Source organism: Ruegeria sp. CDSC042, from assembly GCF_059610745.1.
In genome coordinates, this window is the sequence record NZ_JBXWOF010000001.1 from 340,201 (window position 1) to 364,320 (window position 24,120).

The window sequence follows — 24,120 nt, forward strand, 5'->3', positions numbered from 1 at the left end:
CGCCAGCGCGCAACGGCCTATGCCTGCCCCGATTTGCCAATTCGCCCTCCCGCTCTCCGACCCTGCCGGAACTTTTTCCGCGACTGTAATGCAAATGCCCGGCGGGGAAAACTGCTATCTGGTCAATGCGGTCGCCGCGGGCTAGGTCTTGGGAAACAGATTTTCAGGAGTTCCCAATGAGCAGTCTTGTTCCAATTCAGTTTAAGGCTTTTGACGTGGACGTGATGGCGCAGACCAAAGGGCGCGTCGTGATTATTGTCTCGGATGAAGGCAAGATGAACCCAGCCGCACGCCGCGCCAACCGTCTGACCCGGGGCGCAGTCGCGCGACTTGTCGAAAGCGACCGGTTCGAAAAGGTGAAATCCGGCGATGTAGTCTCTCTTGCCTGGCCAGGCGGAATGGCCGCTGAAGCGCTTGATATTCTCGTGCTGTCGCGCCGTGCCGATGCTGCAGAGGCACGCAAGGCCGGGGCGAAGCTGGCCAAATTGTCTGATCACCAGCCCTTGTTGGTCATGGCCGGAAATCAGGCCCGGACCGAAGAGCTGGCATTGGGGATCGTTTTGCGCAGCTATGATTTCGATGCCCATAAAACCCGAGATTCGGATGAAGCCGGATCAGTAACAATCAGTCATCAGAAACATGATGAGGTCGAAGCCGCATTCGCACCGCTGTATGCGATTGCCGATGGCGTTCGGATGACACGGGACCTGACCAATGAGCCCGCCAATGTGCTGACAACGACCGAATTCGCGGATCGTTTGTCCGAAATGAAGGCGCTTGGCCTGGACGTCGAAGTGCTCGACGAAGACAAACTGGCCGAATTGGGTATGCGCACCTTGTTAAGCGTCGGGCAGGGCTCGGTCAGCCCGTCCAAGGTTGTGGTGATGCAGTGGAATGGAGGCGACAAGGATGATGCGCCGCTGGCGCTGGTGGGTAAGGGCGTCGTGTTTGACACCGGCGGCATTTCCTTGAAACCCGCCGCAGGTATGGAAGACATGACCATGGACATGGGTGGGGCAGGTGTGGTCGCCGGCACCATGCGGGCGCTGGCCAAGCGCAAGGCCAAAGCCAATGTCGTGGGCCTTGTCGGGCTGGTAGAGAATATGCCTTCGGGCAATGCCACGCGCCCCGGCGATGTCGTCAAGTCGATGAAGGGCGACACGGTCGAGGTCATCAATACCGACGCCGAGGGCCGTTTGGTCCTGTGTGACGTGATGTGGTACGCGCAAGAGCGGTTTGCCCCCGTGGGCATGATCGACCTGGCAACGCTGACCGGCGCGATCATTATCGGGCTTGGGCATGAGAATGCCGGTGTCTTTTCGAACAATGACACGTTCTGCAACGCCTTCCTAAAGGCTGCCGGGGCCGAGGATGAGGGCGCATGGCGGATGCCGCTGGGCAAAGCCTATGACGAGCAGCTGAAATCGCGCATCGCCGATATGAAGAATGTCGGTGGACGACCTGCCGGGTCCATCACTGCCGCGCAGTTCTTGCAGCGGTTCGTGAAGGACGAAACCCCCTGGATCCATCTGGACATTGCTGGGGTGGCTTCGATTGCAACCGAGACATCCTATGCGCCCAAAGGGGCCACCGGTTGGGGTGTCCGCGCACTGAGCCGGTTCGTGCAGGACAATTTCGAATAATCCAATGGGCGCCGTTTATTTCTATCACCTGACCCGCCAACCGCTGGAAAACACCTTGCCCGTGTTGCTGGACAAGGCGCGGCAGGCCGGGTGGAAGATAGCCGTGCGGGGAACTGATCCCGCACGGATGGATTGGTTGGACGAAAAGCTGTGGCAGGGCCCCGAGGAAGGGTTCCTGCCACATGGCCGCACCGGGGGGCCGCATGACAGGGACCAGCCCATATTGCTGACGACAGGGGCCGAGGCCGCAAATGATCCGGCTTGCGTGATGGCCGTCGATGGCGCGACGGTTGAACCCGAGGAAGTGAACGCGCTGGAACGCGTGTGCATCCTGTTCGATGGGAATGATGATCAGGCTCTCCAACATGCTCGCGGGCAATGGAAAACACTGACCGGGGCGGGCTGTTCGGCGCAATATTGGTCCGAGGAATCGGGCCGGTGGGAAAAAAAGGCCGAGGCATAGGGCCTCCGCAGATTTCAGGAGAATGAGCGATGGAAATGAAGCCCCTGGGCCGTACTGGAATCATGGTGAGCGACCTGTGTCTGGGTACGATGACATTTGGTACGCAGACATCCGAGGCCGACGCGCATACTCAGATGGACATGGCACTTGATGGGGGCATTAATTTCGTCGATGCCGCCGAGATGTATCCGGTGAATCCCATCTCGAAAGAGACGGTGGGCCGGACCGAAGAAATTCTGGGCAACTGGAACGCCGCCAACCCGTCACGGCGTGGTGACTATGTTCTGGCAACCAAGCACTCTGGGGCAGGGTTCGCACATGCGCGCGATGGCGCACCGATTTCACCGCAGACAATCCCCGAGGCGGTCGAAGGTTCCTTGCGCCGCCTGCAAACGGATTGCATCGACCTTTATCAGTTTCACTGGCCGAACCGCGGAAGCTATATGTTCCGGCAAAACTGGACCTATGCGCCTTCGGGGCACAATACCGATGAGGTTCTGGACAATATGCACGAGTGCCTTGTTGCCCTGAAGGAACAGGTCAACAAAGGAAATATCCGAGCGTTTGGCCTTTCGAACGAAAGCGCCTGGGGCACCGCTCAGTGGTTGCGGATCGCCGAAGCCAACGGCACGCCCCGCGTGGCATCTGTTCAGAACGAGTATTCTTTGATGTGCCGGCATTTCGATACAGACATGGCCGAGCTGAGCGCACATGAGGATGTTGGGCTGATGGCCTTTTCACCGCTTGCCGCCGGTTTTTTGACCGGGAAATACCAAAACGGCATGGTGCCCGAGGGTTCGCGGATGTCATTGGTGCCTGAGGTGGGAGGACGCCATCGCAGACGGGCATTTGAGGCGGTTGCGGCCTATCTAGAGATCGCGGACCGCCACGATCTGGACCCGGTCCATATGGCGCTGGCCTGGTGCCGGACGCGGCCCTTCATGATGTCGGCCATTTTCGGCGCAACAACGGTGGCGCAGCTTGGGCATATTCTCGACGGTAAGGAACTTCGCCTTTCCGGGGAAATTCTGACTGAAATCACCGACGCGCATCGCGCGCATCCGATGCCGTTCTAGGGGGCGCTGCCCTCGTCTCCGCAGGCGGAGCCTCCCCCGCGGTATTTTCAATCAGATAAAGCGGATCCGCTTAGTGATGTGTGGGTTGTGTCCTGTCTTGCCGTAGGTCCCGGGCCGAAAGGCCGTGCGCTGTGCGAAAGGCGCGGGCAAAGCTGGATTGCGAGGCGAAACCCGTCGCCAGGGCCACATCCATCAGTGACATATCGGTGTCCGTCACCAATCTGCGTGCCTCGGCCAGTCGGAGCTGCAGGTAATGGTCCTGTGGCGTGGTGTTCAGGCGCAGTCGGAACTGCTGTTGCAGGGTGCGTGAACTGGTGCCCAGGGTTTCGGCGATATCTGCCAATGGCATAGGGTCGTCCAGTGCGGATTGCATCAGCGTATTGGCTTTGGCGGTCAAAGCTGTGTGGCGGTGCGGCGCACCGGTGCGGCTTTGTGGTTTTGTGGGATCAGGCGCACCGTCATAGAGGAACAGACCCGAGACGCGGGCGGCAAATCCGGCGCCATGGCGGGCGGCGATGATATGCAGCATCATCTCGACCGCTGGGATCGCCCCGCCCGAGGTCAGGCGGCCTTCAGAAACGGTAAACCGGTCAGGGCGCACGTCCACTTCGGGGAAGCGGGCAGAGAAGTTCTCCAAATCTTCCCAATGGGTGGTGGCGGCGTGGCCGTCCAGCAGGCCTGCCTCGGCCAGCAGCCAAGGACCGCCATCAATACCTGCCATTGTGGCGCCGGTCTTGGCGATGCGGCGTAGGCCGGCCAGCAGGCTGGGTGTGGCATGGCGGGCCAGTTGGAACCCGGCAACGACAATCATCAGATCGCAGGATTGCAGCCGGGCCAAAGGTACACCCGGAACCGAAAGCGCACTGGTCAGCATGGCCGGTTCAGCAGTGGCTGTCACATAATCCCAATCAAATGCCGGACGATCCGCCAACCGATTGGCGGCACGCATTGGATCAACGGCCGACGCAAAGCTGAGCGTGTTGCATTCGTCCAGCACCAGCACAGCCGTTTTCAGGGCACGATGTTCGGGCTGCAATATGTTTTTTGCGGATTTCATCAAGTTCGATTCGCATTTTGACAAGTGTTTGACCAAAGCTGCGCCAAACTCGGGGGCGAAAGCAAATCGGAATCCGTGGAGAAGCCTGGGGAAAACTCAGGGTTAACCGGGTATAAGCTGGGGAGAACGCCATGCCTTTGGAAATGAACCGCGAAGTCTTCATTACATGCGCCGTCACAGGCTCGGGTGGGACGCAGGATCGCAGCCCGCATGTGCCGCGTTCGCCAAAGCAGATCGCCGACAGCGCGATAGCTGCAGCCAAGGCAGGGGCAGCGGTGGTGCATTGCCATGTGCGCGACCCTGAGACCGGAGCGCCTTCGCGTGATCTGGCACTGTATCGTGAGGTCACAGATCGCATTCGCGATGCCGAGGTCGACGCCGTGCTGAACCTGACTGCTGGCATGGGTGGCGACATGGTGTTTGGCGGTATCGAAAACCCGCTGCCGCTGGCCGAGGCGGGAACCGATCTGGTTGGCGCGACCGAGCGTGTGGCCCATGTGGCCGAATGCCTGCCGGAAATCTGCACCCTCGACTGCGGCACCATGAATTTTGCCGAGGCCGATTATGTGATGACCAACACCCCGGGTGCGTTGCGCGCGATGGGCCAGATGATGACCGATCTGGGGGTAAAGCCCGAGATTGAGGCCTTTGATACCGGTCATCTGTGGTTCGCCAAGCAGCTGGTGAAAGAGGGCGTTCTGGAGCCGAACGCTCTGGTTCAGCTGTGCATGGGCGTGCCGTGGGGCGCGCCGGATGATCTGAACACCTTCATGGCGATGGTGAACAACGTGCCGGACGACTGGACCTTCAGCGCGTTCTCATTGGGCCGGAATGAGATGGCCTATGTGGCCGCTGCGGTTCTGGCGGGCGGCAACGTGCGCGTCGGGCTGGAGGACAACCTGTGGCTGGACAAAGGCGTGCTGGCCGAGAATTGGCAACTGGTAGAACGCGCGGGTAGCATCATCGAGAATATGGGTGCACGGGTGATCGGGCCACAGGAAGTGCGAGAGAAACTGGGGCTGGTGAAACGGGCGCCGAAGTGAAAAGAGGATCATTTATTTGCGTAGCATTGGCTGTAGCGGCTTGCTCGGCACCCGAGTCTAATGAGTAATCCGACGTCGCATTTGATGGGGATCATGCTCTGAATGTGATCTGCGAGAAAATCGCTCGCGACTATCGCGAAGATAGAATTGCGAATCCCGACCTTTGTGTTGGCTATGACGAGAATGGTTGGCCGATAAATGGTGGGAAATCGAATTGCCAAACAGTTGGAAAAAGAGATGACAAACACAGCAGCAATCATTGGCGGTGGGGTAATCGGTGGTGGATGGGCCGCGCGGTTCCTGCTGAACGGCTGGGATGTCCGGGTATTCGACCCGGACCCGGAAGCCGAGCGTAAGATCGGAGAAGTTCTGGACAATGCGCGCCGCTCGTTGCCGGGGCTAAGCGATGTGCCGTTGCCTCCCGAAGGGGCGCTATCGTTTCATGAGGAAATGGCCGATGCGGTGCAGGGTGCCGCTTGGATTCAGGAAAGCGTGCCGGAACGTCTGGATCTGAAGCTGAAGGTTTACAAGGGCTTGCAAGAGGCTTGTGATCCGGGTGCGATCATCGGGTCCTCAACCAGCGGGTTCAAGCCGTCAGAGTTACAGGAGGGCGCGCTACGCCCCGAACAGATCGTGGTGACGCACCCGTTCAACCCGGTCTACCTCCTGCCGCTGATCGAACTGGTGCCAACTGGTGCGAACCCGCCGGAGATGATCGAACGGGCGCAAGACCTTCTGAAATCGGTCGGATTCTTCCCGCTGCATGTGAAGAAAGAGATCGACGCGCATATCGCCGATCGGTTCCTTGAGGCCGTCTGGCGCGAGGCGCTGTGGCTGGTCAAGGACGGCGTCGCCACGACCGAGGAAATCGACGAGGCGATCCGTATGGGGTTTGGCATCCGCTGGGGGCAGATGGGTCTGTTCGAAACCTATCGTGTCGCCGGCGGCGAGGCCGGGATGCGGCACTTCATGGCGCAGTTCGGCCCGGCACTGAAATGGCCCTGGACCAAGCTGATGGATGTGCCCGAATTCACTGACGAGCTTGTCGATCTGATTGCGGATCAGTCAGATGCGCAATCCGGCATGCATTCGATCCGCGAGCTGGAGCGTATCCGCGACAACAACCTTGTGGGCATGATGCGGGCGCTCAAGGCACAGAACTGGGGCGCGGGGGCGGTGCTGAACCAGCATGATGCTCTGCTGAAACCGGGTGCGCTGCCATCATTGGAGCAAGCGGATCTGAGCCAACCGATCCTGACTCTGTCCCGTGCCGTGCCTTTGGATTGGACCGATTACAACGGTCATATGAACGAAGCCAAATACCTTGAGGCCTTCGCCGCCGCCACCGACCGGTTCATGGAAATCATAGGCTGCGATATGGAATATATCTCGTCCGGGGGCAGCTATTTCACTGCGGAAAACCACATTCGATACATGAATGAGGTCCATGCCGGCGCAAAGATTGAGGTGCGCACCCAGATGCTGTTGGGGCAGGGCAAGAAACTGCACGTGTTCCACAGCATGTATAGCGGTGAGACGCTGCTGGCGACCGGGGAGAGCTTTTTGCTGCATGTCAGCCTGGAAACACGCCGCCCCAGCCCGCCATCGCCCAGCATTGAGGTCGCTATGGCCCGCATCGCCGAAGCGCAGGCCGGATTGCCTTATCCCGAAGGGGCCGGGGTTGCGATCAGGAAACCCTCATGACCTGCCGGGTGTTGGTGACGGCTGGCGCTTCGGGTGTTGGTCGGGCTATGGCAGAGGCGTTTGATGCGGCCGGGTATGATGTCTGGATCACAGATATTGATCGGGCGGCGCTAGATGGTGTGCCGGATCATTGGACAGCCCACCATGCTGACGTGTCGGATGAGGGTGATATGCATGCCGTGTTCGCCGCGATTTCTGATGCGGGTGGTCTGGATTCGCTCTGCGCCAATGCGGGAATTGCCGGGCCAACCAGCGCTATCGAGGATATTGACCTCAAGGACTGGCGCAGCTGCGTAGCGGTCAATCTGGAGGGGGCGTTTCTGGCGGCCAAATACGCCGCGCCGCTGATGAAATCCGCCCGGGCGGGCAGCATCATCCTGACCTCATCCACTGCGGGGCAATATGGCTATCCCTTTCGTGCGCCCTATGCCGCGGCCAAATGGGCGGTGATCGGATTGATGAAAACACTGGCGATGGAGCTTGGCCCTCACGGCGTCCGCGCCAATGCGATTTGTCCCGGCGCGGTGGAGGGCCCAAGGATGGAAGGCGTTCTGGCACGCGAGGCGGCGACCAAGGGCATGAGCCGGGACGAGGTCTATCAGGGCTATGCCTCGGGCACGTCCATGGGTCGTTTCGTCGAAGCGCAGGACATCGCCAATATGGCTGTCTTTCTGGCCTCTGGCGCGGCGAGGTTGGTGTCGGGTCAGGTGATCGCGGTGGATGGCCACACGGTTAATCCTGACCCGAAGTTGTAAGCTAGCCCTGGTTCGGGCCGCGGATCTGGCGGATGGTTTGACGAACGGCTTGCCAATCGCGGGCTTGCTGGGCGTTTCCGGCAGCCTCGCATTCGCGCATTTTCATTGCGGCTTCTGCCTCGGCCTGGTCACCGTGCGCCGTGTATAAAGCCCGTGCATATTGGGCTGTTTTCAGTGCGTCCATTCCTGTGGTCCTCCGTCTGTGGTCGGAATGCCCGAAAGTTCGCGCCCGGCGACGATACCACAGGTTGTACGGGGATGCATCACATGTCGCGGGAAATCGCTGCTCTGAGCTGTTGCAGGTGCTCTGGAAAGTCCCGCGCGGTCACGACTGCCTCGCGAACCAGAGTGTCGAAATGGCGGCTGAAAATTTCAATCCGGTCGCGATCGCGAAAGGCCATGTAATGGCTTCCTGCGTAAAACACGCAAAGAAGGGGACCGAAAATCGTTACGGGAGCCGAATACAGCCGTTTGGCATCAAACAGATAGATGCGCAGCCGTGGGTAGAGCTGTTCACACAACTCCAAAAGGTGGTCAATCTGATCCAGCCGCTTGCGAAGGCTAAGACCTTGATAATAGCCGGTTGCATGCGCAAAGCTGTCGATTTCGTACATCGGCATTGCGATCTCGTAATCGGACTGGGCGCTGCGCATCCAGGTCAGTCGATCTTCGGACGCACCTATGGCCTGATCTGCCGTGCGCCCCAGATGCGGTGCGTATTCCCATTCCAGAACGGTGCGGGTCTTGAGCATGTCGGGCAAGGTCGCAGGAACATATCTGATTTTGTAACCCGCTGCCTCTTGGTGCCACTCGAATATGCGCTCATCTACCAGGGCGCGGGGGGCCTCAGTCATGCTCAGCGACAAAGCCAGCAACTCGGCCGCGCTTTCCGGCCGGTCAGACAGGCTCAGCAACCAGTCCGCCGAAACACCCAATGCCGTCGCGCAGCTTCCGACAACATGGGCATTCGGCAACCGTGCCCCGTGATCGGTCAACAGTTGCGATACGGTTGAGCGGTCAACACCGATCTGGCGCGCGAAGGCGCTTCGGCTGATTTGGCGTTCTTCCATTGCGCGGGCCAGGCGCAAACGGAATTGAGCGGCGCGGTCGCGTTTGTCGATTTTATCCTGCATGTGGTGATAAATATCACGTTTGATGAGTTTTGTTAATCATATTCGGAATTTTCAACCTAAGCGGCAAGCCGTAATTCTAAAGCCATAACAATATTATGGGTGACGGAATGGAAACACGACGCAGATCGGTCGTGAAGGCGGTTTTGTGGAACGTGATGGGTCTGATCATCATGTCGGTGGTTGGGCTGGTTGCGACGGGGTCCGCCGCGATCGGCGGAACTCTGGCCGTAGTAAATACGGCGATTGGGCTGACGCTCTATGTGGTTTATGAGAGGGTCTGGGCGGGCATTTCGTGGGGGCGCAATGTCTGAGCGCCCGGGTCCGGAATGGGGCACTTTTACGCTGATGCTCGCCTGTTATGCTGCCTTGTTGGCCGTGATCTTCTTCCTGCCCATCTGGTTGGCGGTTCCAGTGATGGGCGCGGTGGCCGCGTTACATTCATCATTGACGCATGAAGCACTGCACGGGCATCCTTTTCGCGCCAGATGGCTGAACGAGGCGCTGATGGCGCTGCCCTTGACCTTATTCATCCCATATCAGCGGTTTCGGGACCTGCATTTGGCGCATCATCGGGATGCAACGCTGACCGATCCCTATGATGATCCTGAATCAAACTATCTGGACCCAAAAGTTTGGTCGGGGCTAGGTCACTGGCACAGGCGGTTGTTATCGGTGAACAATACTCTGTTGGGGCGGATCGTTTTGGGCCCTGCAATCGGACAGGTTGCCTTTGTCAGGGACGAGTTGCGAGGGGCCGCGCGTGGCGAATGGGACATATTGCGCGCATGGGCTTTGCATATGGCAGGCGTGGTTGCGGTTATCTGGATCGTGACCTTGTCGCCCATGCCGGTCTGGGCCTATGTCCTGTCCGCGTATTTGGGGCTTGGCCTTGTCAAAATACGCACTTTTCTGGAACACCGTGCGCATGAAGATGTGGGGGCAAGAACCGTTATCATCGAAGATCGCGGGATACTGTCTTTTCTGTTTTTGAACAACAATTTACATGTAGTTCATCATCTGAACCCGCGTACCCCCTGGTATCAACTTCCGAAGATCTACCAGCAGGGTAAAGAGGGCTATCTGGCCACGAACAAGGCCTATGTATACCCTTCCTATGCCGATGTTTTCCGGGCCTATTTCTGGAAGGTAAAAGACCCGGTGGCGCATCCGCTCTGGCCAAAGGGTTGATTTGCGGCCACAAAAGGCGGCATGAGCCTCTGGATACCTGTCACTATCGCAGCTGCAACGTTTCAGACGGTGCGGTTCATGCTGCAAAAATCGCTGAGCAGTGTAAAGCTGACGGCCGCCGGGGCGACATTTGCCCGGTTTGCCTATTCAATCCCGCTGGTTCTAATCGCTCTGATCGCGGCGCTGCAGTTGACGGGGTATTCCTTGCCGCCGCTGACCGCCCGGTTCTGGGTGTTTGCCACCATTGGAGGAACGGCTCAGATCCTTGCCACGATCTGTGTCGTCGCCTTGTTCAAACAGCGCAATTTTGCTGTCGGCATAACTTTTAAGAAAACCGAAGTAATCCAGACCGCCATCGTTGGTTTTCTGGTCCTGGGCGATCAGGTCTCGTTCTGGGCGCTTGGTGCGATCTTTCTGGGGCTGACGGCTGTGTTGCTGCTGTCGAAAAGTCCCGGAGGAGACGGGGCGTGGTGGCGACATCTGACGAACCGGGCCTCGCGGCTTGGCCTGGGATCAGGTGTGCTGTTTGCGTTTTCCTCGGTCAGTTATCGGGGTGCCTCGCTTGAACTGGGCGAGATTGATGCGTGGTTTCGGGCACTTGTGACGCTGGCAGTCGTTGTCTCGCTCCAGTTCGTCAGCATGGGCCTGTGGCTGATGTGGCGAGACAGGGCCGAGCTGCGCGCCGTGTGGCAGACACGCCGAACAGGCGTATTTGTCGGACTGACCAGCCTGTGCGGATCGTTCTGCTGGTTCTTGGCATTCACCTTGCAAAACGCCGCCTACGTCAAGGCTCTGGGGCAGGTCGAGCTGATCCTCAGCCTGTTCGCGTCGATCTTGTTTTTCCGCGAAACCATCACCCGGCGCGAGATCGCCGGGATGACGTTATTGGGCGCATCAATTCTGGCGCTGGTTTTGTCTATTTAACCCGTGCGGCGTTCGTCGAAGCTGAGCGCGATAAAGCTGGGCAGGTGATCGCCCATTCCCACGACCGTAGGACCGTTGTCAGCGCGCCGTCCACGGCCTCTGACTTCTTTATCCTTCTTGCGATCTTCTCTTTTATCGTCGCGTTTGGGGGCCTCTGTTGGTCGGGCTTCTGCTGGCCGGGCCTTTTTCTCGGGCTTTGGCCTCTCGGGTTTCGGCTCTTCCTTTACCGGATTGTCCAAGCGAGGAATTTCTTTTTGAATCAGCTTCTCGATCGCGGCCAGTGCTTTTTCATCGCGACCCGAACAGATAGTGATCGCTTTGCCTTCGCGTCCGGCGCGACCTGTACGACCGATCCGGTGCACATAATCCTCGGGGTGGCCGGGGACGTCGAAATTGATCACATGACTGACCGAGGGCACATCCAATCCGCGCGCGGCAACGTCCGAGGCGACAAGCAGACGTAGTGTTCCGTCACGGAAACCGTCCAGTGTTTTCGTCCGTTGTGACTGATCGAGATCGCCATGGATCGCGGCAGCATCATAGCCGTATTTCTTCAGCGATTTCGCACAGATATCCACATCGGTCTTACGATTGCAGAAGATGATCGCGTTGGTGCATTTTTCGCCCTCGGAGTCGATCAGCGAACGCAGGACCTGGCGCTTGGCGCTGGCCTCGCGGTCACGGCGACCACCTTTGAACATAACCACACTTTGCTCGATGGTTTCCGAGGCCGTCGCCTGACGGGCAACTTCGATCCGGGTTGGGGCCGACAGGAATGTATCGGTGATCCGCTCAATCTCGGGCGCCATGGTGGCTGAGAAGAACAGCGTTTGGCGTGTGAACGGCGTCAGCGAGAAAATGCGTTCGATATCGGGGATAAAGCCCATATCCAGCATTCGGTCGGCCTCATCCACCACCATGATCTGGACGCCGGTCAACAACAGTTTGCCGCGTTCGAAATGATCCAGCAGGCGACCTGGTGTGGCGATCAGAACGTCGACGCCACGGTCGATCAGCGCATCTTGTTCCTTAAAGCTGACGCCGCCGATCAACAGCGCTTTGGTCAGCTTTACATTTTTGGCATAGGTGTCGAAATTCTCGGCCACCTGCGCGGCCAGTTCCCGTGTCGGGCACAGCACCAGCGACCGCGGCATGCGCGCACGTGCGCGGCCACGGGCCAGCAACGTGATCATCGGTAGCGTGAAGCTGGCGGTTTTGCCTGTACCGGTCTGGGCGATACCCAGAACGTCCTTGCCCTCAAGCGCGGGTGGGATTGCGCCTTCCTGGATCGGTGTTGGCGTTTCGTATCCGGCTTCCTCAATGGCTTTGAGGACCTTCGGGTTCAGGTTCAGTTCGTTAAACTTTGTCATGTATGTCCGGTTGTTGCGGACACTAAAACCTGGCCCGCGCGTAAAGAATGTGCCGGGCCCGGATGGCCATGCGATGTTTTGTGCATTTCGGCTTGGCGGGACATAACAAAATCACGGGGCAGGGTCAAATGAAGTCACTTTTATGCTGCGACACCGGCTGACCATGCGGATTTATCGCAACAATTCAGGTACTTCCGGGGAAATGTTTCGCGACTTTTCCATCCAAATCCAGCGGACGGTGCTTAATCAGCCCAAACTTTTCTAGGCGGGTGCGAACTTCTTGGTCGGCGCCACTGATTTCATCATAGAAAGCCCGCAGGCCTTGAGCCCCATCTTCTTCTTCGATCCAGCTCAGCAATTCATTCATGTTCATCCCGCCTTGTTCGCGCGGAACATTGGGTGACATGCCTGGCTGATACGAGCCCTTTTCGAACCGGAACCGATAATGGGCTAGCCAATGATCCCAGTCAGGTGCATGACGGTGGCATAGATCAACCTGGGGCAGCTCGACCTTGGTCGGGAGGATTTCGCCATCCTGAAACAGATTGTGAATCCGGAAATTGATCTTAGGTAAGCCTTTGCGAACAAACAGTTTACCCTGAACATGGCTGAGGAATCCAGCAAGAACAAATCCGCCAAAATTCGGATATAGTGCCTGAACGATCCCATCACGGCCCTGACCAGCGGGGATATAGGCTTTGTACAGGTCTTCGGTTCCGCCTACGGGCTCGATCGGACGAACGCGCACCGCTGGGATATGTTGCGGAATCTCCGCTAATATCGCGCCAAGGTCGGATTGCGGCCAGAGGAACTCGTCCAGATCAATATGGGCGAGCCAGTCGACCTCAGCCTTTCTGTAAGTAAAGCTGGCATTTGCGGTTTGCCGGACCTGATGTTTGTCGGGCCTCTCGCGCTTTCGGTTCGACCAGTACCCCTCGTCGCAGTTGCGTATTTCGATCTGTGGGTGGCGGTTCAAGGCGTTGAACGCAGCCGGGCAGGGCTCGTCCAGATACAGATACATCCGGTCGGCCCCGAGATCGAGGTGATAGGCCGCAAACCGAAGTATGTCCGGGGCCGAGCCCCGGATCGTTGATACAATGCCCCAGCTTGGGACATTATCCGGCATATGAAGCTCGTGACCCTGTCACGCCATCATCTCTTTGGTGGCGGTCAGGTTCAGGTCGGGATAGTCCCGCACGACCCGGTCGATGTCCCACTGCAGGCGAGTCAAATAGACGATGTCGCCGTCATGATCATGAGCGATGTGCTGCTTGTTGGCATTGACGAATTTCTCGACCTCAACCTTTTCACCACTGACCCAGCGGGCGGAGGTGAACTGAGACGCCTCGAACCGTACCGGCAGGCCGTATTCCATCTCAATCCGGCTGGCCAGAACCTCGAATTGCAGCGCGCCAACGACGCCAACGATAAAGCCCGATCCGATCGACGGTTTGAACACCTTGGCCGCGCCTTCCTCGGCGAATTGCATCAGGGCTTTTTCCAGATGCTTGGCTTTCATTGGATCGCCTGGTCTCACGGTCTGCAGCAGTTCCGGCGCAAAGGAAGGGATGCCGGTTACCCGGATCGCTTCGCCCTCGGTCAGCGTATCGCCGATGCGCAGCTGGCCGTGGTTTGGGATGCCGATGATGTCTCCGGCCCAGGCCTCTTCGGCCAGTTCCCGGTCGGATGCAAGAAACAGCACAGGGTTCGAGATTGCCATCGGCTTTTTCGATCGAACATGGGTCAGCTTCATGCCGCGTTTGAAATGGCCCGAGGCCACGCGCACAAATGCCACCCGGTCGCGGTGCTTGGGGTCCATGTTTGCCTGAACCTTGAAGACAAATCCGGACACTTTCTTTTCTTCCGGTGCGATCTGGCGGGGTTCCGCGGACTGTACCTGTGGCTGTGGACCATAGGCGCCGATGCCTTCCATCAGTTCCTTGACGCCGAACGAGTTGATCGCCGAGCCGAACCAGATCGGGGTCATGTGGCCTTCCAATACCGCTTGGGGGTCAAGCGCGGGCAGCAATTCGCGTGCCATCTCAACCTCTTCCAGCAGCTTCTCAAGCAGGTGCTCGGGCACATGTTCAGCCAGCTTGGGGTCGTCCAACCCGTTGATCTGGATGCTTTCGGCCACTTTGTTACGGTCAGCGCGGTCCATCAGCTCCAGCCGGTCGCGAAGCATGTCGTAACAGCCGATAAAGTCGCGGCCGACTCCAATCGGCCAGGCAGCGGGCGTGACGTCGATGGCCAGCATTTCCTGAATTTCGTCGATGATCTCGAACGTATCGCGGCTTTCGCGGTCCATCTTGTTACAGAAGGTCAGGATCGGCAGGTCGCGCAGGCGGCAGACCTCAAACAGTTTCTGGGTCTGGCTTTCCACACCTTTCGCGCCGTCGATCACCATCACGGCCGCGTCCACTGCGGTCAGAGTGCGATAAGTATCTTCCGAGAAATCGCTGTGGCCGGGCGTGTCCACCAGATTGAACCGGAAGTTTCCATAGTCGAAGGACATGGCCGAGGCCGAGACCGAGATCCCGCGATCCTTCTCCATCTGCATGAAATCCGAACGTGTCCGCCGTGCCTCACCCTTGGCGCGTACCTGACCGGCCATCTGGATGGCGCCGCCATACAGCAGGAACTTTTCCGTCAGGGTCGTCTTGCCCGCATCCGGGTGCGAGATGATGGCAAATGTCCGGCGCCGGGCGATCTCGGGCGGCAAGGTGGGTTGGTTCGTGGCGGTATCAAGCATAGTCGCGCGTATAGGCGGGGAATTCTGCCGAAGCAAGACAAAGAGGCTGGTTCGAATCGTCTGCTTGTGGCAATAAGAACATATAGTGAACAAATAATGGAGAGGATCAATGAATTTGAAAGAAATCGCCGATGAGCTGGTGGCGGGATGCCGGGAAAACCGGGCCAAGGCCAATCTGGATAAGCTGTATGCGGCAGATGCCGTTTCGGTTGAGGCCGTCGATGCATCCGGTATGGGACGCGAGGCGCATGGGCGCGACGCGATCCGTGGCAAGCACGATTGGTGGGAGAGTTCGACCGAAGTGACGGGCGGAAACGTCAGTGACCCGATGGTGCATGGCGAAGACCGTTTTGCCGTGATCTTTGAGGTGCAGGGCAAGTTCAAGGAAAGCGGTGAGAGCTTCGATATGCGCGAAGTTGCGCTGTATCACGTCGCGGATGGCAAGATCGTCCGGGAAGAGTTCTTCTACTAACCCCTTGTCATCAATCTGTCTTCCCTGTCTGCTGGGTGAAAGACATGCGGATAATCACAGATGGGGAGGAACAGATGGATCTGGGAATAGGTGGAAAGCGCGCGCTGGTCTGTGCCAGCAGCAAAGGTTTGGGTCTGGGCTGCGCCGAGGCTCTGGCAGCGGCTGGTGTGGACCTGGTGATGAACGCACGCGGCGTCGAGGCGTTGGAGGCTGAAGCCGCGCGCTTGCGTTCAGAATATGGTGTCGATGTGCAGAGCGTTGCCTGTGATGTGACCTCGGAAGAGGGGCAGGCGCAGGTGATTGCCGCAGCACAGGTCGTTGATATCCTTGTGACAAATGCCGGTGGCCCACCTCCGGGCATGTGGTCGGATTGGCAGCGTGACGACTTCATCAAGGCATTGGACGCCAACATGCTGACCCCGATTGCCTTCATGAAGGCCTTGTTGCCCGGCATGATGGATAAGGGCTGGGGCCGGGTGGTCAACATCACCTCACAATCCGTACGCGCGCCGATCGCAGTGCTGGGCCTGTCGAACGCGGCGCGGACCGGGTTGACCGGCTATGTGGCCGGAACCTCGCGGCAGGTCGCGCCGCATGGGGTGACAATCAACAACCTGTTGCCGGGGATACATGCCACGGATCGGGCGGATTCCCTGGACGGAGGCGTGGCCGCGCAGCAGGGCATTTCCATTGATGAGGCGCGCGCGCAGCGTGAGGCAACTATCCCCACGCGCCGCTATGGCTCGCGGGAAGAATTCGGCGCAACTTGCGCGTTCCTGTGCTCGCAACATGCGGGCTTTATCGTCGGCCAGAACATCCTGTTGGATGGTGGCGCGACCAATCTGACGATGTGACCATGGCGCAAGGGTTTTCACTGAAGGATCAGTTGTTTAATGCAGAAAAGACCGGCTATCTGGCGGGGCTTTTTGCCGAGGCTGATCCAGGGTTCGATGCACAGGCGTTTCAAACGCAGGTGATGTCACGCCTTCTCGAGCTTGAGTTGAAAGAGCGGATGGCGTGGATCGCCGAATGCCTGCAGCAGCAGGTTCCGGGTGAGCTGCCAACTGTCGCTCCGACCCTTTTACGGGCCTTGCCGCCGCCGCTGGATCCGAACAAAACGGATGACGATTTTGGCGATTTCATCTTTGCCCCGCTGGGAGAATGGGTCGTCAATGTCGGCCTTGATCACCCCGACCTCGCGCTGGACGTGCTGGCTGAACTGACGCAGAGGTTCTCGATGGAATGGGCCATTCGCCCCTTTCTAAATCACCACCCCGAACACGTCATGGAGCGGCTGGAGGATTGGTGCGGACATGACAGCTATCACGTGCGGCGTCTGGTGTCCGAAGGAACCCGCCCGCGTTTGCCATGGGGGCAGGCGGTGGGGCTGGAATTGACCGATCCGCTGCCTCTGCTGGATCGGCTGCATCAGGACCAAACGCGCTATGTGACGCGGTCGGTGGCCAACCATCTGAACGACATCTCCAAAAAAGACCCGGATCTGGTACTGGACCGCCTGCAGGGCTGGTCTCGTTCACAGCGTCAAGACGCGGACGAGCTGCGGTGGATGACCTCTCATACCCTGCGCGGTCTGGTTAAGGCCGGGCACCCACGCGCGATGAAGATGCTGGGATATGACCCTGATGCCGATATACAGGTCTCGGTTATGGTAAATGGGCAGGCAAAGATTGGCGGCGCGCTTGAGTTTGATGTTTCATTGGCTGGTGAGGTGAACCAACCCGTTTTGATTGATTATATCATCCATTTTCAAAGACCTGGCGGCAAAAAATCGGCCAAAGTTCACAAGCTGAAACAGGCCGCGCTAAGGAATGGAAACCTGACCTTGAGCAAAAAGCACAAGCTCAAAGGCGATGCGACCACGTTCAGGCTTGTTCCCGGCGCACATCTTCTGGAGATTCAGGTGAATGGCCGGGTGCGCGCGGATCTGGATTTTGAGCTGCTGGGCTAGCTCAACCTTTCGTCAGATTGCTCGGCTTTTTATTGCACGGTGCGCGGTGCTGGGTTAGCTCAACATCAGTCAGATCAGGGGATGACAGCGATGAAGCATGAATCGGTGCAGAACTATTATGGCGAGGTCCTGCAAAGCAGCGCGGACCTGCAGACCAACGCGTGTTGTACGCCCGACGATATGCCGGATCATCTGAAAAAGATCCTCGCCAAGGTCCATGATGACGTGCTGACCCGCTATTACGGCTGCGGGCTGATCGCGCCGCTGGATCTTGAGGGGATGAGCATCCTCGATCTTGGCTGTGGCGCGGGTCGGGATGTATACGCCCTGTCTGCTATGGTAGGTGAGAAAGGCCGTGTGGTGGGCGTTGATATGACACCCGAGCAGTTGGATATCGCTCGCGCGCATCAGGAATATCACGCCGAAACCTTTGGGTATGCCCAAAGCAACGTGGAATTCCATCACGGCTACATCGAAAAGCTGGATGAACTGGACTTAAAGGCGGGGTCTTTCGATATCATCGTTTCGAACTGCGTGATCAACCTGGCCACCGATAAGGAGGCCGTTCTGCGCGGCGCGCATCGCCTGCTTAAGGACGGCGGAGAGATGTATTTCTCGGACGTTTATGCGGATCGTCGCGTACCGCAGGCAATGGCCGAGGATGAGGTTCTGTATGGCGAGTGTCTGTCCGGTGCGCTGTACTGGAATGATTTTCTGTCGATGTCTCGCAAAGCCGGTTTCGGCGACCCGCGTCGAGTCACGCACCGCTCCTTGACCATCGAAAACCCGGTTCTTGAGGACCGCGTGGCACCGCTCAAATTCCTGTCAGCCACCTATCGTCTGTTCAAGTTACCTGCGTTGGAACCCGCCTGCGAAGATTATGGTCAGGCCGTGATCTATAAGGGCACTGTGCCCAATGCGGCGCACATATTTGAGCTGGATGACCACCACGCAATCGCGACGGGTAAGGTGTTTCCGGTGTGCGGCAACACATGGATGATGCTCAAAGACACGCGGTTTGCGCGGCATTTCGAGTTCCTCGGTGATTTCTCAACCCATTACGGCATCTTCGAAGGCTGCGGTGGTGAAAGCCCATTTGAGGCGACCGGGCAGGCCGAAACGGGCGGCTGCTGCTGATCCCTTGCACCCAAAGGGAGGGGTTGCTATCCCCGCCCAAGCCCGATTGATTTGATCGGGTAAGGCTACGGGGTCCATCGGTGACAGTAAACGCAACTCCTCCGCGTCTGGAAATTCGCAATCTGGTCGCCCGGTACGAAGGTCGGGTGGTTGTTGATGACGTCTCGCTGACCGTGCAGGCGGGGCAGGTGACATGCCTGTTGGGGCCGTCAGGGTGCGGCAAGTCGACGACGCTGCGGATGATTGCCGGTGTCGAGATGCAAGAGACAGGCCAGATCTATGTCGATGGCAAGCTGATCTGCGATACGGTGTTCCGTGTCCCGCCTGAGCGGCGCGAGATTGGCCTGATGTTTCAGGACTTTGCCCTGTTCCCGCATCTTAGCGTAGCTGACAATGTTGCCTTTGGCCTGAAGGGTAGCAAAGATGAAAAACGCGCACGCGTGGATGAGTTGCTGGCCAAAGTCGACCTGATGCGTTTCGCAGACAGCTTTCCACATCACTTGTCGGGCGGTGAGCAACAGCGGGTGGCTCTGGCGCGCGCATTGGCCCCACGCCCCCGGATAATGTTGATGGATGAGCCGTTTTCGGGGCTCGATAACCGGTTACGCGATGGAATTCGGGACGAAACTCTGGCGATCCTCAAGGAAGAGGACGCCGCAGTCCTGTTGGTTACCCATGAACCCGAAGAGGCAATGCGTATGGCCGATGAGATCGCCCTGATGCGCCGTGGCAGAATCGTTCAACAGGGTGCGCCTTACAACGTCTACACCCGTCCTGCGGACAAAGCTGCAGTTGCATTCTTTAGCGATATAAATGTGTTAGGCGCGCAAGTTAACGGAGCTTTGGCCGATACGCCATTTGGTCAGTTTCTTGCTCCGGGTGTGCCGGATGGAACGAATGTTGAGATTGTATTTCGGCCTCAGCACGTCCGTTTGGATTTTGATCGCAATGGCAAAGGTCCACTGCCGACACCGACGGACGGGGTAGCCGCGCGTGGTGTGGTCGAACGGGCGCGTTTTCTGGGCAACGAAAGCTTGATTGAATTCCGTATGGACTATGATGATTCAATCTTGAAAGCGACCGTTCCCAACGTGTTTGTCCCGCAAGCGGGGCGGGTCATGTGGCTGACCATTCGCCGCGATCGGTGCTTTGTATTCCCCAAATAGGGTCTAAAACTGCAGTTTAGGCGCAAGTGGTGCGTGAAAGCCTCAGATTGCGCCTGCGGGTTGCTTGCCGCAGTGCGGGGCTGGGTCTATCAAGGAAAAAACGCTGCGGTGGATGGGGCAAATGCGTATTCTTCTAACCAATGATGACGGTATCAATGCGCCGGGACTTATCGCACTCGAGGCGATTGCTGCCGATCTGGCCGGACCGGGCGGTGAAGTCTGGGTCGTTGCGCCCGCTTTCGAGCAATCCGGCGTGGGGCATTGCATCAGCTACACGCACCCGATGATGGTTGCCAAGCTGGGAGAACGCCGTTTTGCTGCGGAAGGATCACCAGCTGATTGTGTCTTGGCCGGTTTGCACGATGTGATGAAGGACGCGCCACCCGACCTGGTATTATCTGGTGTGAACCGTGGGAACAACTCGGCCGAGAATACACTGTATTCTGGCACAGTTGGGGGCGCGATGGAGGCGGCCCTGCAGGGGGTTCCGGCTATTGCCCTGTCTCAATATTTCGGTCCGCGCAATTTGGGGCTGGATGACCCGTTCGAATCCGCGACCCGAATTGGTGCCGAGCTGGTTCGTAAGATACTGGGGGCGACGCCGGCAGAACAAGGCGATTACCGTTTGTTTTACAACGTCAATTTCCCCCCAGTGCCTGCGGATGAAGTATTGGGCACCCGGATCGCCCCTCAGGGTTATCGGCGTGACACACATTTCTCGGTCGAGCCGCACAGCTCACCTTCGGGGCGGCGGTTTCTGTGGATCAAGGGCGGGTATCAACACAACCCGACTGCACCTGGGACGGATGCTGCCGTCAATCTGGCAGGCTATATCTCGGTCACACCAATGCGTGCGGATCTGACCGCGCATGACGCGCTGGAAGCGTTAAAGTCGATCGAATGAGCGGACTGGACCCTGAAACAACCATGCAGTTCCTGTTTGCCCTGCGCTCGCGCGGAGTGACGGATGCTCGCGTGCTGGCAGCAATGGAGCAGATAGATCGCGGCAGATTTGTCAAAGGCCTGTTTGCAGAACGCGCCTATGAGGATACGCCGCTGCCGATTGCGTGCGGCCAGACGATCAGCCAACCGTCTGTCGTTGGGCTGATGACGCAGGCGCTGGAAGTACGTCCGCGTGATACCGTGCTCGAGATCGGGACCGGATCGGGCTATCAGGCCGCGATCCTGTCGAAACTGGCACGCCGGGTATACACGGTCGAGCGTCATAAGCGACTTGTGCGCGAAACCGGCCAGTTGTTCCGTGATTTGGGGCTGACAAATGTGACGGCAATGTTGTCGGATGGTTCGTTTGGTTTGCCCGAGCAAGCCCCGTTTGATCGTATCATCGTGACTGCAGCTGCCGAGGACCCGCCCGGGCCGCTCTTGGCGCAGCTCAAAATCGGCGGTATCATGGTCTTGCCGGTGGGGCAGTCGGATACGGTCCAGACGTTGATCAGGGTCCGGCGCACCGAATCCGGTTTGGACTATGACGAATTGTTGCCTGTCCGTTTTGTGCCCTTGTTAGAAGGGCTTGGGAAGGATGGAGCTTAAAGGAATATTCTGCAAGATGCGCCGGAACCCCGATGAACAGGGGCAGGTGTCGAGGACAATAAAATGAGAGCAGTTTCCAAATCAGCAATGCGCCGCTGTGCGTTAGGAGTGGTTAGCCTTGCAATCCTGGCTGGGTGCGAAGGGCCGCTGGACTATGATCTTCGCGGACAGGTAGGCGGTTTTTCCACCGCCGAAGCAGCACAGTCGGCGACGACCAACCGGCCCGCACCGGATGCCAGGGGTGTCATCACATATCCGACCTATCAAGTGGCGATTGCTCGCCGCGGTGACACTGTCAGAGACTTGGCCGCAAGGGTTGGTTTGCCTGAAGGAGAGCTGGCGCGTTTCAATGGTCTAATGCCTACCGATTCCTTGCGCGAGGGCGAAGTTGTGGCACTGCCCCAGACGGTCGGTTCCGCAAGCTCTGTCGATATTGCGACGATAGCTGGTACGGCAATCGACGAAGTCCCCGCAAATGGCTCGGTCCGTACATCAACGCTTGAACCCGCAAAACCTGCGGCGGCACCGGCACCAACCGGTCCCGAACCGATCCGCCACAAGGTGAAACGTGGTGAAACGGCATTTACAATTTCACGCCTCTATGACGTTCCCGTTGAGGCGCTGTCAGACTGGAATGGATTGGATTCCGATTTTACCGTCCGCGAAGGCCAGTTCCTTCTGATCCCGGTGAAAAGCCAATCCGCACCGCGCAAAGCTGCTGTGCCTGCAACGAATGTGACACAGCCCGGCCAGGGGTCTCCGACACCGACGCCGCCCAGTGCTACGCAGCCCTTGCCTGACGAAACCATTTCCCCGGCCACTCCGGCACCTGATGTGACCGCCGAGGCACCAACAAACCAAAGCAATTCGGCGCTTGGGCTTCCTGTGAACGGTACGATTATCCGCACCTATCAAAAGGGAAAGAACGAGGGGATCGACATCGCAGCGGCCGCAGGATCGCCTGTAATGGCGGCAGAGGCGGGAACTGTTGCGGCGATCACTGCTGATGCAGATCAGGTTCCGATCATCGTTGTTAAACACAACAGTGATCTGCTGACCGTCTATGCCAATGTGGCAGATATCACGGTCAAGAAAGGGGATCGCGTGCGACGAGGGCAGAAGATTGCCTCGCTGCGGAGCGGGGACAACGCCTATGTCCATTTCGAAGTGCGCAAAGGCTTCGAATCTGTAGATCCAGAGCCCTATCTGAAATGATAAGAATGGCCCCGTCAGGGCCATGCCGCTGGCAGGGATAATCCCAACCCGATGACGGCAGGGTTAAGCGTATGGGTCGTAATCGCTCAGACGCTTTCCCGGCTCGTCTGCAAAAATCTCGGGCAGGGGAAGGACGGTTTCGATTAGGTCAATTCGGAAGACCCGGAAACCATCGCGGAGTTCACACCAGGAAGTCAGCGTCCAGACTCGTCCCCAATACTCCATATGCAATGGCCGAATGGTGCGCTCGGTCAGCACGCCGTCGATCCTGCGGTAACTCAGACGTAATTTTTGTCGTGATTTGATGGCGGCGCGGATCGGGGCCATATGCGCCAGCCCGCGTGCGGCATCGGCAAAGGGGTAGACCGCAAATTTCCAGCTGTCAGCCTCGGAAATCACCTGGGTCGGCAGCACGGCGTCGATCTTTTCAGCCAAAGACTCGGCGGCGGTTTTCAAGTCGGGGTCGGCGGCCTCGGCCACGATTGCCATGCCAAGGTTCAGCGCTTCCAGTTCGGCCGGGGTCAAATTCAGCGGGGGCAGGGTGATCTGCTCACGCACCATATAACCCACGCCGCGCTCACCTTCGACCGGAACGCCCGAGGCGGCCAACGTATCCATGTCGCGATAGATCGTGCGGACCGACACCTCGAGTCGATCCGCAATGTCCTGCGCACGGTGCAGTTTGCCGTCGCGCAGGATCTGGATAATGTCGAACAGACGATCAGTACGGCGCATGACACGCCGCTCTGACCGGGGTTATGCGGTCATGTTCCATAGCACGTTCTCGTGGCGCATCTGCATGCCTTCGGGGTTGATCGCTGCGATCAGTGCGGGCGCAAAACCCTGCTGCGGGAACTGCGCAGCTGCGTCCTGTGCGGCCTTCATATCGGTCCAGATCACGTAGTCAGTCCAGCGCCCGTCTTGGCCTTGACTGAGTTGACGATGGGCAAACCCCGGAGCTGCGCGTACAAAGGCTTCGGACGCTTGGCTGAGTTTTACAAACTCTTCCGGGGTTGTCCCGTTGGCGAGGGTGAAGGTGACGATTTCTGCAACATGGGTCATGTGAATCTCCGTTGACCAGGTTTCGATACCGCCTACCTAGCCCCTACCAACTGACACAAACCTGTCAGTTGATCAATCCGAGGCCGTAAAAAACATCGGATCGGATCAAATTTGAACGCAGATTTGAACCAACTCACTTTTGCAGGCGGGCCAGCGGGCGTAGACACGGACCCAGATCACATTTCCGGCGTACGGCGCCGACGTTAAAGGAGAAGAGAGATGCTCAACAATATTGGCCTTCCCGGCATTCTGCTGATCGCAGTTGTGGTACTGGTGCTATTCGGCCGTGGCAAAATCAGCTCGTTGATGGGCGAAGTGGGCAAAGGCATTACGTCATTCAAGAAGGGCGTCAAAGAAGGCGCAGAGGAACTGGATCAGGACGCATCCGAGCTGGCCAAAGACGTCACGCCCGAGACCGACAAAGACAAGGTCTGATCCGG

Annotated in this window: 26 protein-coding genes; 18 read left to right on the top strand and 8 right to left on the bottom strand. The window is 58.3% G+C overall.

From position 1 onward, the window contains the following. The first annotated feature begins 176 nt into the window (after window positions 1-176). The 3 genes from AC2FHX_RS01715 to AC2FHX_RS01725 are packed head-to-tail and all read left to right on the top strand — an operon-like array spanning window position 177 to window position 3,182. On the top strand, window positions 177-1,643 hold the full coding sequence (locus AC2FHX_RS01715; RefSeq protein ID WP_271947431.1) for a leucyl aminopeptidase: 1,467 nt from the start codon (window positions 177-179) through the stop codon (window positions 1,641-1,643). Window positions 1,644-1,647: 4 nt separating this feature from the next. Continuing rightward, window positions 1,648-2,106, top strand: a complete 459-nt coding sequence (locus AC2FHX_RS01720; protein WP_142633423.1) for a DNA polymerase III subunit chi — start codon at window positions 1,648-1,650, stop codon at window positions 2,104-2,106. Window positions 2,107-2,135: 29 nt separating this feature from the next. After that, window positions 2,136-3,182 carry an aldo/keto reductase gene (locus tag AC2FHX_RS01725; RefSeq protein ID WP_496700482.1) on the top strand — a complete coding sequence of 349 codons (1,047 nt, stop codon included), beginning with the start codon at window positions 2,136-2,138 and terminating at the stop codon, window positions 3,180-3,182. Between the two features lie 70 nt (window positions 3,183-3,252). On the opposite strand, the gene AC2FHX_RS01730 is transcribed toward AC2FHX_RS01725, so the two are convergent. Beyond that, the gene (locus AC2FHX_RS01730) at window positions 3,253-4,239 is read right to left on the bottom strand and encodes a GlxA family transcriptional regulator (protein ID WP_496700481.1); all 987 of its coding nucleotides are present in this window, start codon (window positions 4,237-4,239) and stop codon (window positions 3,253-3,255) included. Between the two features lie 131 nt (window positions 4,240-4,370). Here AC2FHX_RS01730 and bcoG point away from each other — a divergent pair, with 131 nt between their 5' ends. The 3 genes from bcoG to AC2FHX_RS01745 all read left to right on the top strand — a co-directional run bounded on the left by bcoG (window position 4,371) and on the right by AC2FHX_RS01745 (window position 7,741). After that, window positions 4,371-5,282 (top strand): 3-dehydrocarnitine:acetyl-CoA trimethylamine transferase BcoG, encoded by a 912-nt coding sequence (gene bcoG, locus AC2FHX_RS01735; RefSeq protein WP_496700480.1) that lies wholly within the window; start codon window positions 4,371-4,373, stop codon window positions 5,280-5,282. A gap of 237 nt (window positions 5,283-5,519) precedes the next feature. Next, entirely contained in the window at window positions 5,520-6,986 is a 1,467-nt protein-coding gene (locus tag AC2FHX_RS01740) for a carnitine 3-dehydrogenase (protein WP_496700479.1), read from the top strand. Beyond that, on the top strand, window positions 6,983-7,741 hold the full coding sequence (locus AC2FHX_RS01745) for an SDR family oxidoreductase (protein WP_496700478.1): 759 nt from the start codon (window positions 6,983-6,985) through the stop codon (window positions 7,739-7,741). The genes AC2FHX_RS01740 and AC2FHX_RS01745 overlap by 4 nt, the downstream gene beginning before the upstream one ends. Window position 7,742: 1 nt before the next feature. Here the strand turns inward: AC2FHX_RS01745 and AC2FHX_RS01750 are convergent, their stop codons facing one another. Together AC2FHX_RS01750 and AC2FHX_RS01755 are read right to left on the bottom strand one after the other, a co-directional pair. Beyond that, complete coding sequence (locus AC2FHX_RS01750; protein ID WP_142633436.1) at window positions 7,743-7,925, bottom strand: hypothetical protein; 183 nt, start codon at window positions 7,923-7,925, stop codon at window positions 7,743-7,745. 79 nt (window positions 7,926-8,004) lie between these two features. Continuing rightward, window positions 8,005-8,874 (bottom strand): helix-turn-helix domain-containing protein, encoded by an 870-nt coding sequence (locus tag AC2FHX_RS01755; RefSeq protein WP_271947415.1) that lies wholly within the window; start codon window positions 8,872-8,874, stop codon window positions 8,005-8,007. Window positions 8,875-8,981: 107 nt separating this feature from the next. Here AC2FHX_RS01755 and AC2FHX_RS01760 point away from each other — a divergent pair, with 107 nt between their 5' ends. Genes AC2FHX_RS01760 through AC2FHX_RS01770 form a run of 3 tightly spaced genes read left to right on the top strand, consistent with a single transcriptional unit; the run spans window position 8,982 to window position 10,986 of the window. After that, window positions 8,982-9,185, top strand: coding sequence for a DUF2061 domain-containing protein (locus AC2FHX_RS01760; RefSeq protein WP_142635106.1), 204 nt, complete (start codon window positions 8,982-8,984; stop codon window positions 9,183-9,185). Continuing rightward, the gene (locus AC2FHX_RS01765) at window positions 9,178-10,062 is read left to right on the top strand and encodes a fatty acid desaturase (protein WP_496700477.1); all 885 of its coding nucleotides are present in this window, start codon (window positions 9,178-9,180) and stop codon (window positions 10,060-10,062) included. Before AC2FHX_RS01760 ends, AC2FHX_RS01765 begins: the two co-directional genes overlap by 8 nt. Before the next feature lie 21 nt (window positions 10,063-10,083). Next, window positions 10,084-10,986 carry an EamA family transporter gene (locus AC2FHX_RS01770; RefSeq protein ID WP_496700476.1) on the top strand — a complete coding sequence of 301 codons (903 nt, stop codon included), beginning with the start codon at window positions 10,084-10,086 and terminating at the stop codon, window positions 10,984-10,986. On the opposite strand, the gene AC2FHX_RS01775 is transcribed toward AC2FHX_RS01770, so the two are convergent. The 3 genes from AC2FHX_RS01775 to AC2FHX_RS01785 all read right to left on the bottom strand — a co-directional run bounded on the left by AC2FHX_RS01775 (window position 10,983) and on the right by AC2FHX_RS01785 (window position 15,108). Further along, entirely contained in the window at window positions 10,983-12,356 is a 1,374-nt protein-coding gene (locus AC2FHX_RS01775; RefSeq protein WP_496700475.1) for a DEAD/DEAH box helicase, read from the bottom strand. The two genes, AC2FHX_RS01770 and AC2FHX_RS01775, sit on opposite strands and share 4 nt — an antisense overlap. 184 nt (window positions 12,357-12,540) lie before the next feature. Continuing rightward, window positions 12,541-13,482, bottom strand: a complete 942-nt coding sequence (locus tag AC2FHX_RS01780; protein ID WP_496691136.1) for a glycosyltransferase family 2 protein — start codon at window positions 13,480-13,482, stop codon at window positions 12,541-12,543. A gap of 18 nt (window positions 13,483-13,500) precedes the next feature. After that, window positions 13,501-15,108 (bottom strand): peptide chain release factor 3, encoded by a 1,608-nt coding sequence (locus AC2FHX_RS01785; RefSeq protein WP_496700474.1) that lies wholly within the window; start codon window positions 15,106-15,108, stop codon window positions 13,501-13,503. Window positions 15,109-15,217: 109 nt separating this feature from the next. Here AC2FHX_RS01785 and AC2FHX_RS01790 point away from each other — a divergent pair, with 109 nt between their 5' ends. From AC2FHX_RS01790 to AC2FHX_RS01825, 8 genes are all read left to right on the top strand, one after another. Further along, window positions 15,218-15,580 (top strand): nuclear transport factor 2 family protein, encoded by a 363-nt coding sequence (locus tag AC2FHX_RS01790; protein WP_142633450.1) that lies wholly within the window; start codon window positions 15,218-15,220, stop codon window positions 15,578-15,580. A gap of 74 nt (window positions 15,581-15,654) precedes the next feature. After that, window positions 15,655-16,434 (top strand): SDR family oxidoreductase, encoded by a 780-nt coding sequence (locus AC2FHX_RS01795; protein WP_496700633.1) that lies wholly within the window; start codon window positions 15,655-15,657, stop codon window positions 16,432-16,434. Between the two features lie 2 nt (window positions 16,435-16,436). Continuing rightward, on the top strand, window positions 16,437-17,549 hold the full coding sequence (locus AC2FHX_RS01800; protein ID WP_496700473.1) for a YhaZ family DNA alkylation repair protein: 1,113 nt from the start codon (window positions 16,437-16,439) through the stop codon (window positions 17,547-17,549). A 90-nt stretch (window positions 17,550-17,639) separates the two neighbouring features. Further along, on the top strand, window positions 17,640-18,686 hold the full coding sequence (locus AC2FHX_RS01805; RefSeq protein ID WP_142633454.1) for a methyltransferase domain-containing protein: 1,047 nt from the start codon (window positions 17,640-17,642) through the stop codon (window positions 18,684-18,686). 80 nt (window positions 18,687-18,766) lie between these two features. Continuing rightward, a complete protein-coding gene (locus tag AC2FHX_RS01810) occupies window positions 18,767-19,852 on the top strand; it encodes an ABC transporter ATP-binding protein (protein WP_185956606.1) in 1,086 nt (361 codons plus the stop codon). Between the two features lie 121 nt (window positions 19,853-19,973). After that, the gene (surE, locus tag AC2FHX_RS01815) at window positions 19,974-20,756 is read left to right on the top strand and encodes a 5'/3'-nucleotidase SurE (protein WP_496700472.1); all 783 of its coding nucleotides are present in this window, start codon (window positions 19,974-19,976) and stop codon (window positions 20,754-20,756) included. After that, a complete protein-coding gene (locus AC2FHX_RS01820) occupies window positions 20,753-21,403 on the top strand; it encodes a protein-L-isoaspartate(D-aspartate) O-methyltransferase (RefSeq protein ID WP_142633458.1) in 651 nt (216 codons plus the stop codon). The genes surE and AC2FHX_RS01820 overlap by 4 nt, the downstream gene beginning before the upstream one ends. A 63-nt stretch (window positions 21,404-21,466) precedes the next feature. After that, a complete protein-coding gene (locus AC2FHX_RS01825; protein WP_496700471.1) occupies window positions 21,467-22,618 on the top strand; it encodes a peptidoglycan DD-metalloendopeptidase family protein in 1,152 nt (383 codons plus the stop codon). Between the two features lie 63 nt (window positions 22,619-22,681). Here AC2FHX_RS01825 and AC2FHX_RS01830 read toward each other — a convergent pair whose 3' ends face one another. Then, window positions 22,682-23,353: a helix-turn-helix transcriptional regulator gene (locus AC2FHX_RS01830; protein ID WP_142633463.1), complete on the bottom strand. Its 672-nt coding sequence runs from the start codon at window positions 23,351-23,353 to the stop codon at window positions 22,682-22,684. A 21-nt stretch (window positions 23,354-23,374) separates the two neighbouring features. Further along, window positions 23,375-23,680 (bottom strand): hypothetical protein, encoded by a 306-nt coding sequence (locus AC2FHX_RS01835; protein ID WP_496700470.1) that lies wholly within the window; start codon window positions 23,678-23,680, stop codon window positions 23,375-23,377. 219 nt (window positions 23,681-23,899) lie between these two features. Here AC2FHX_RS01835 and AC2FHX_RS01840 point away from each other — a divergent pair, with 219 nt between their 5' ends. Next, the gene (locus AC2FHX_RS01840; protein WP_142633467.1) at window positions 23,900-24,115 is read left to right on the top strand and encodes a twin-arginine translocase TatA/TatE family subunit; all 216 of its coding nucleotides are present in this window, start codon (window positions 23,900-23,902) and stop codon (window positions 24,113-24,115) included. Window positions 24,116-24,120: the final 5 nt, after the last annotated feature.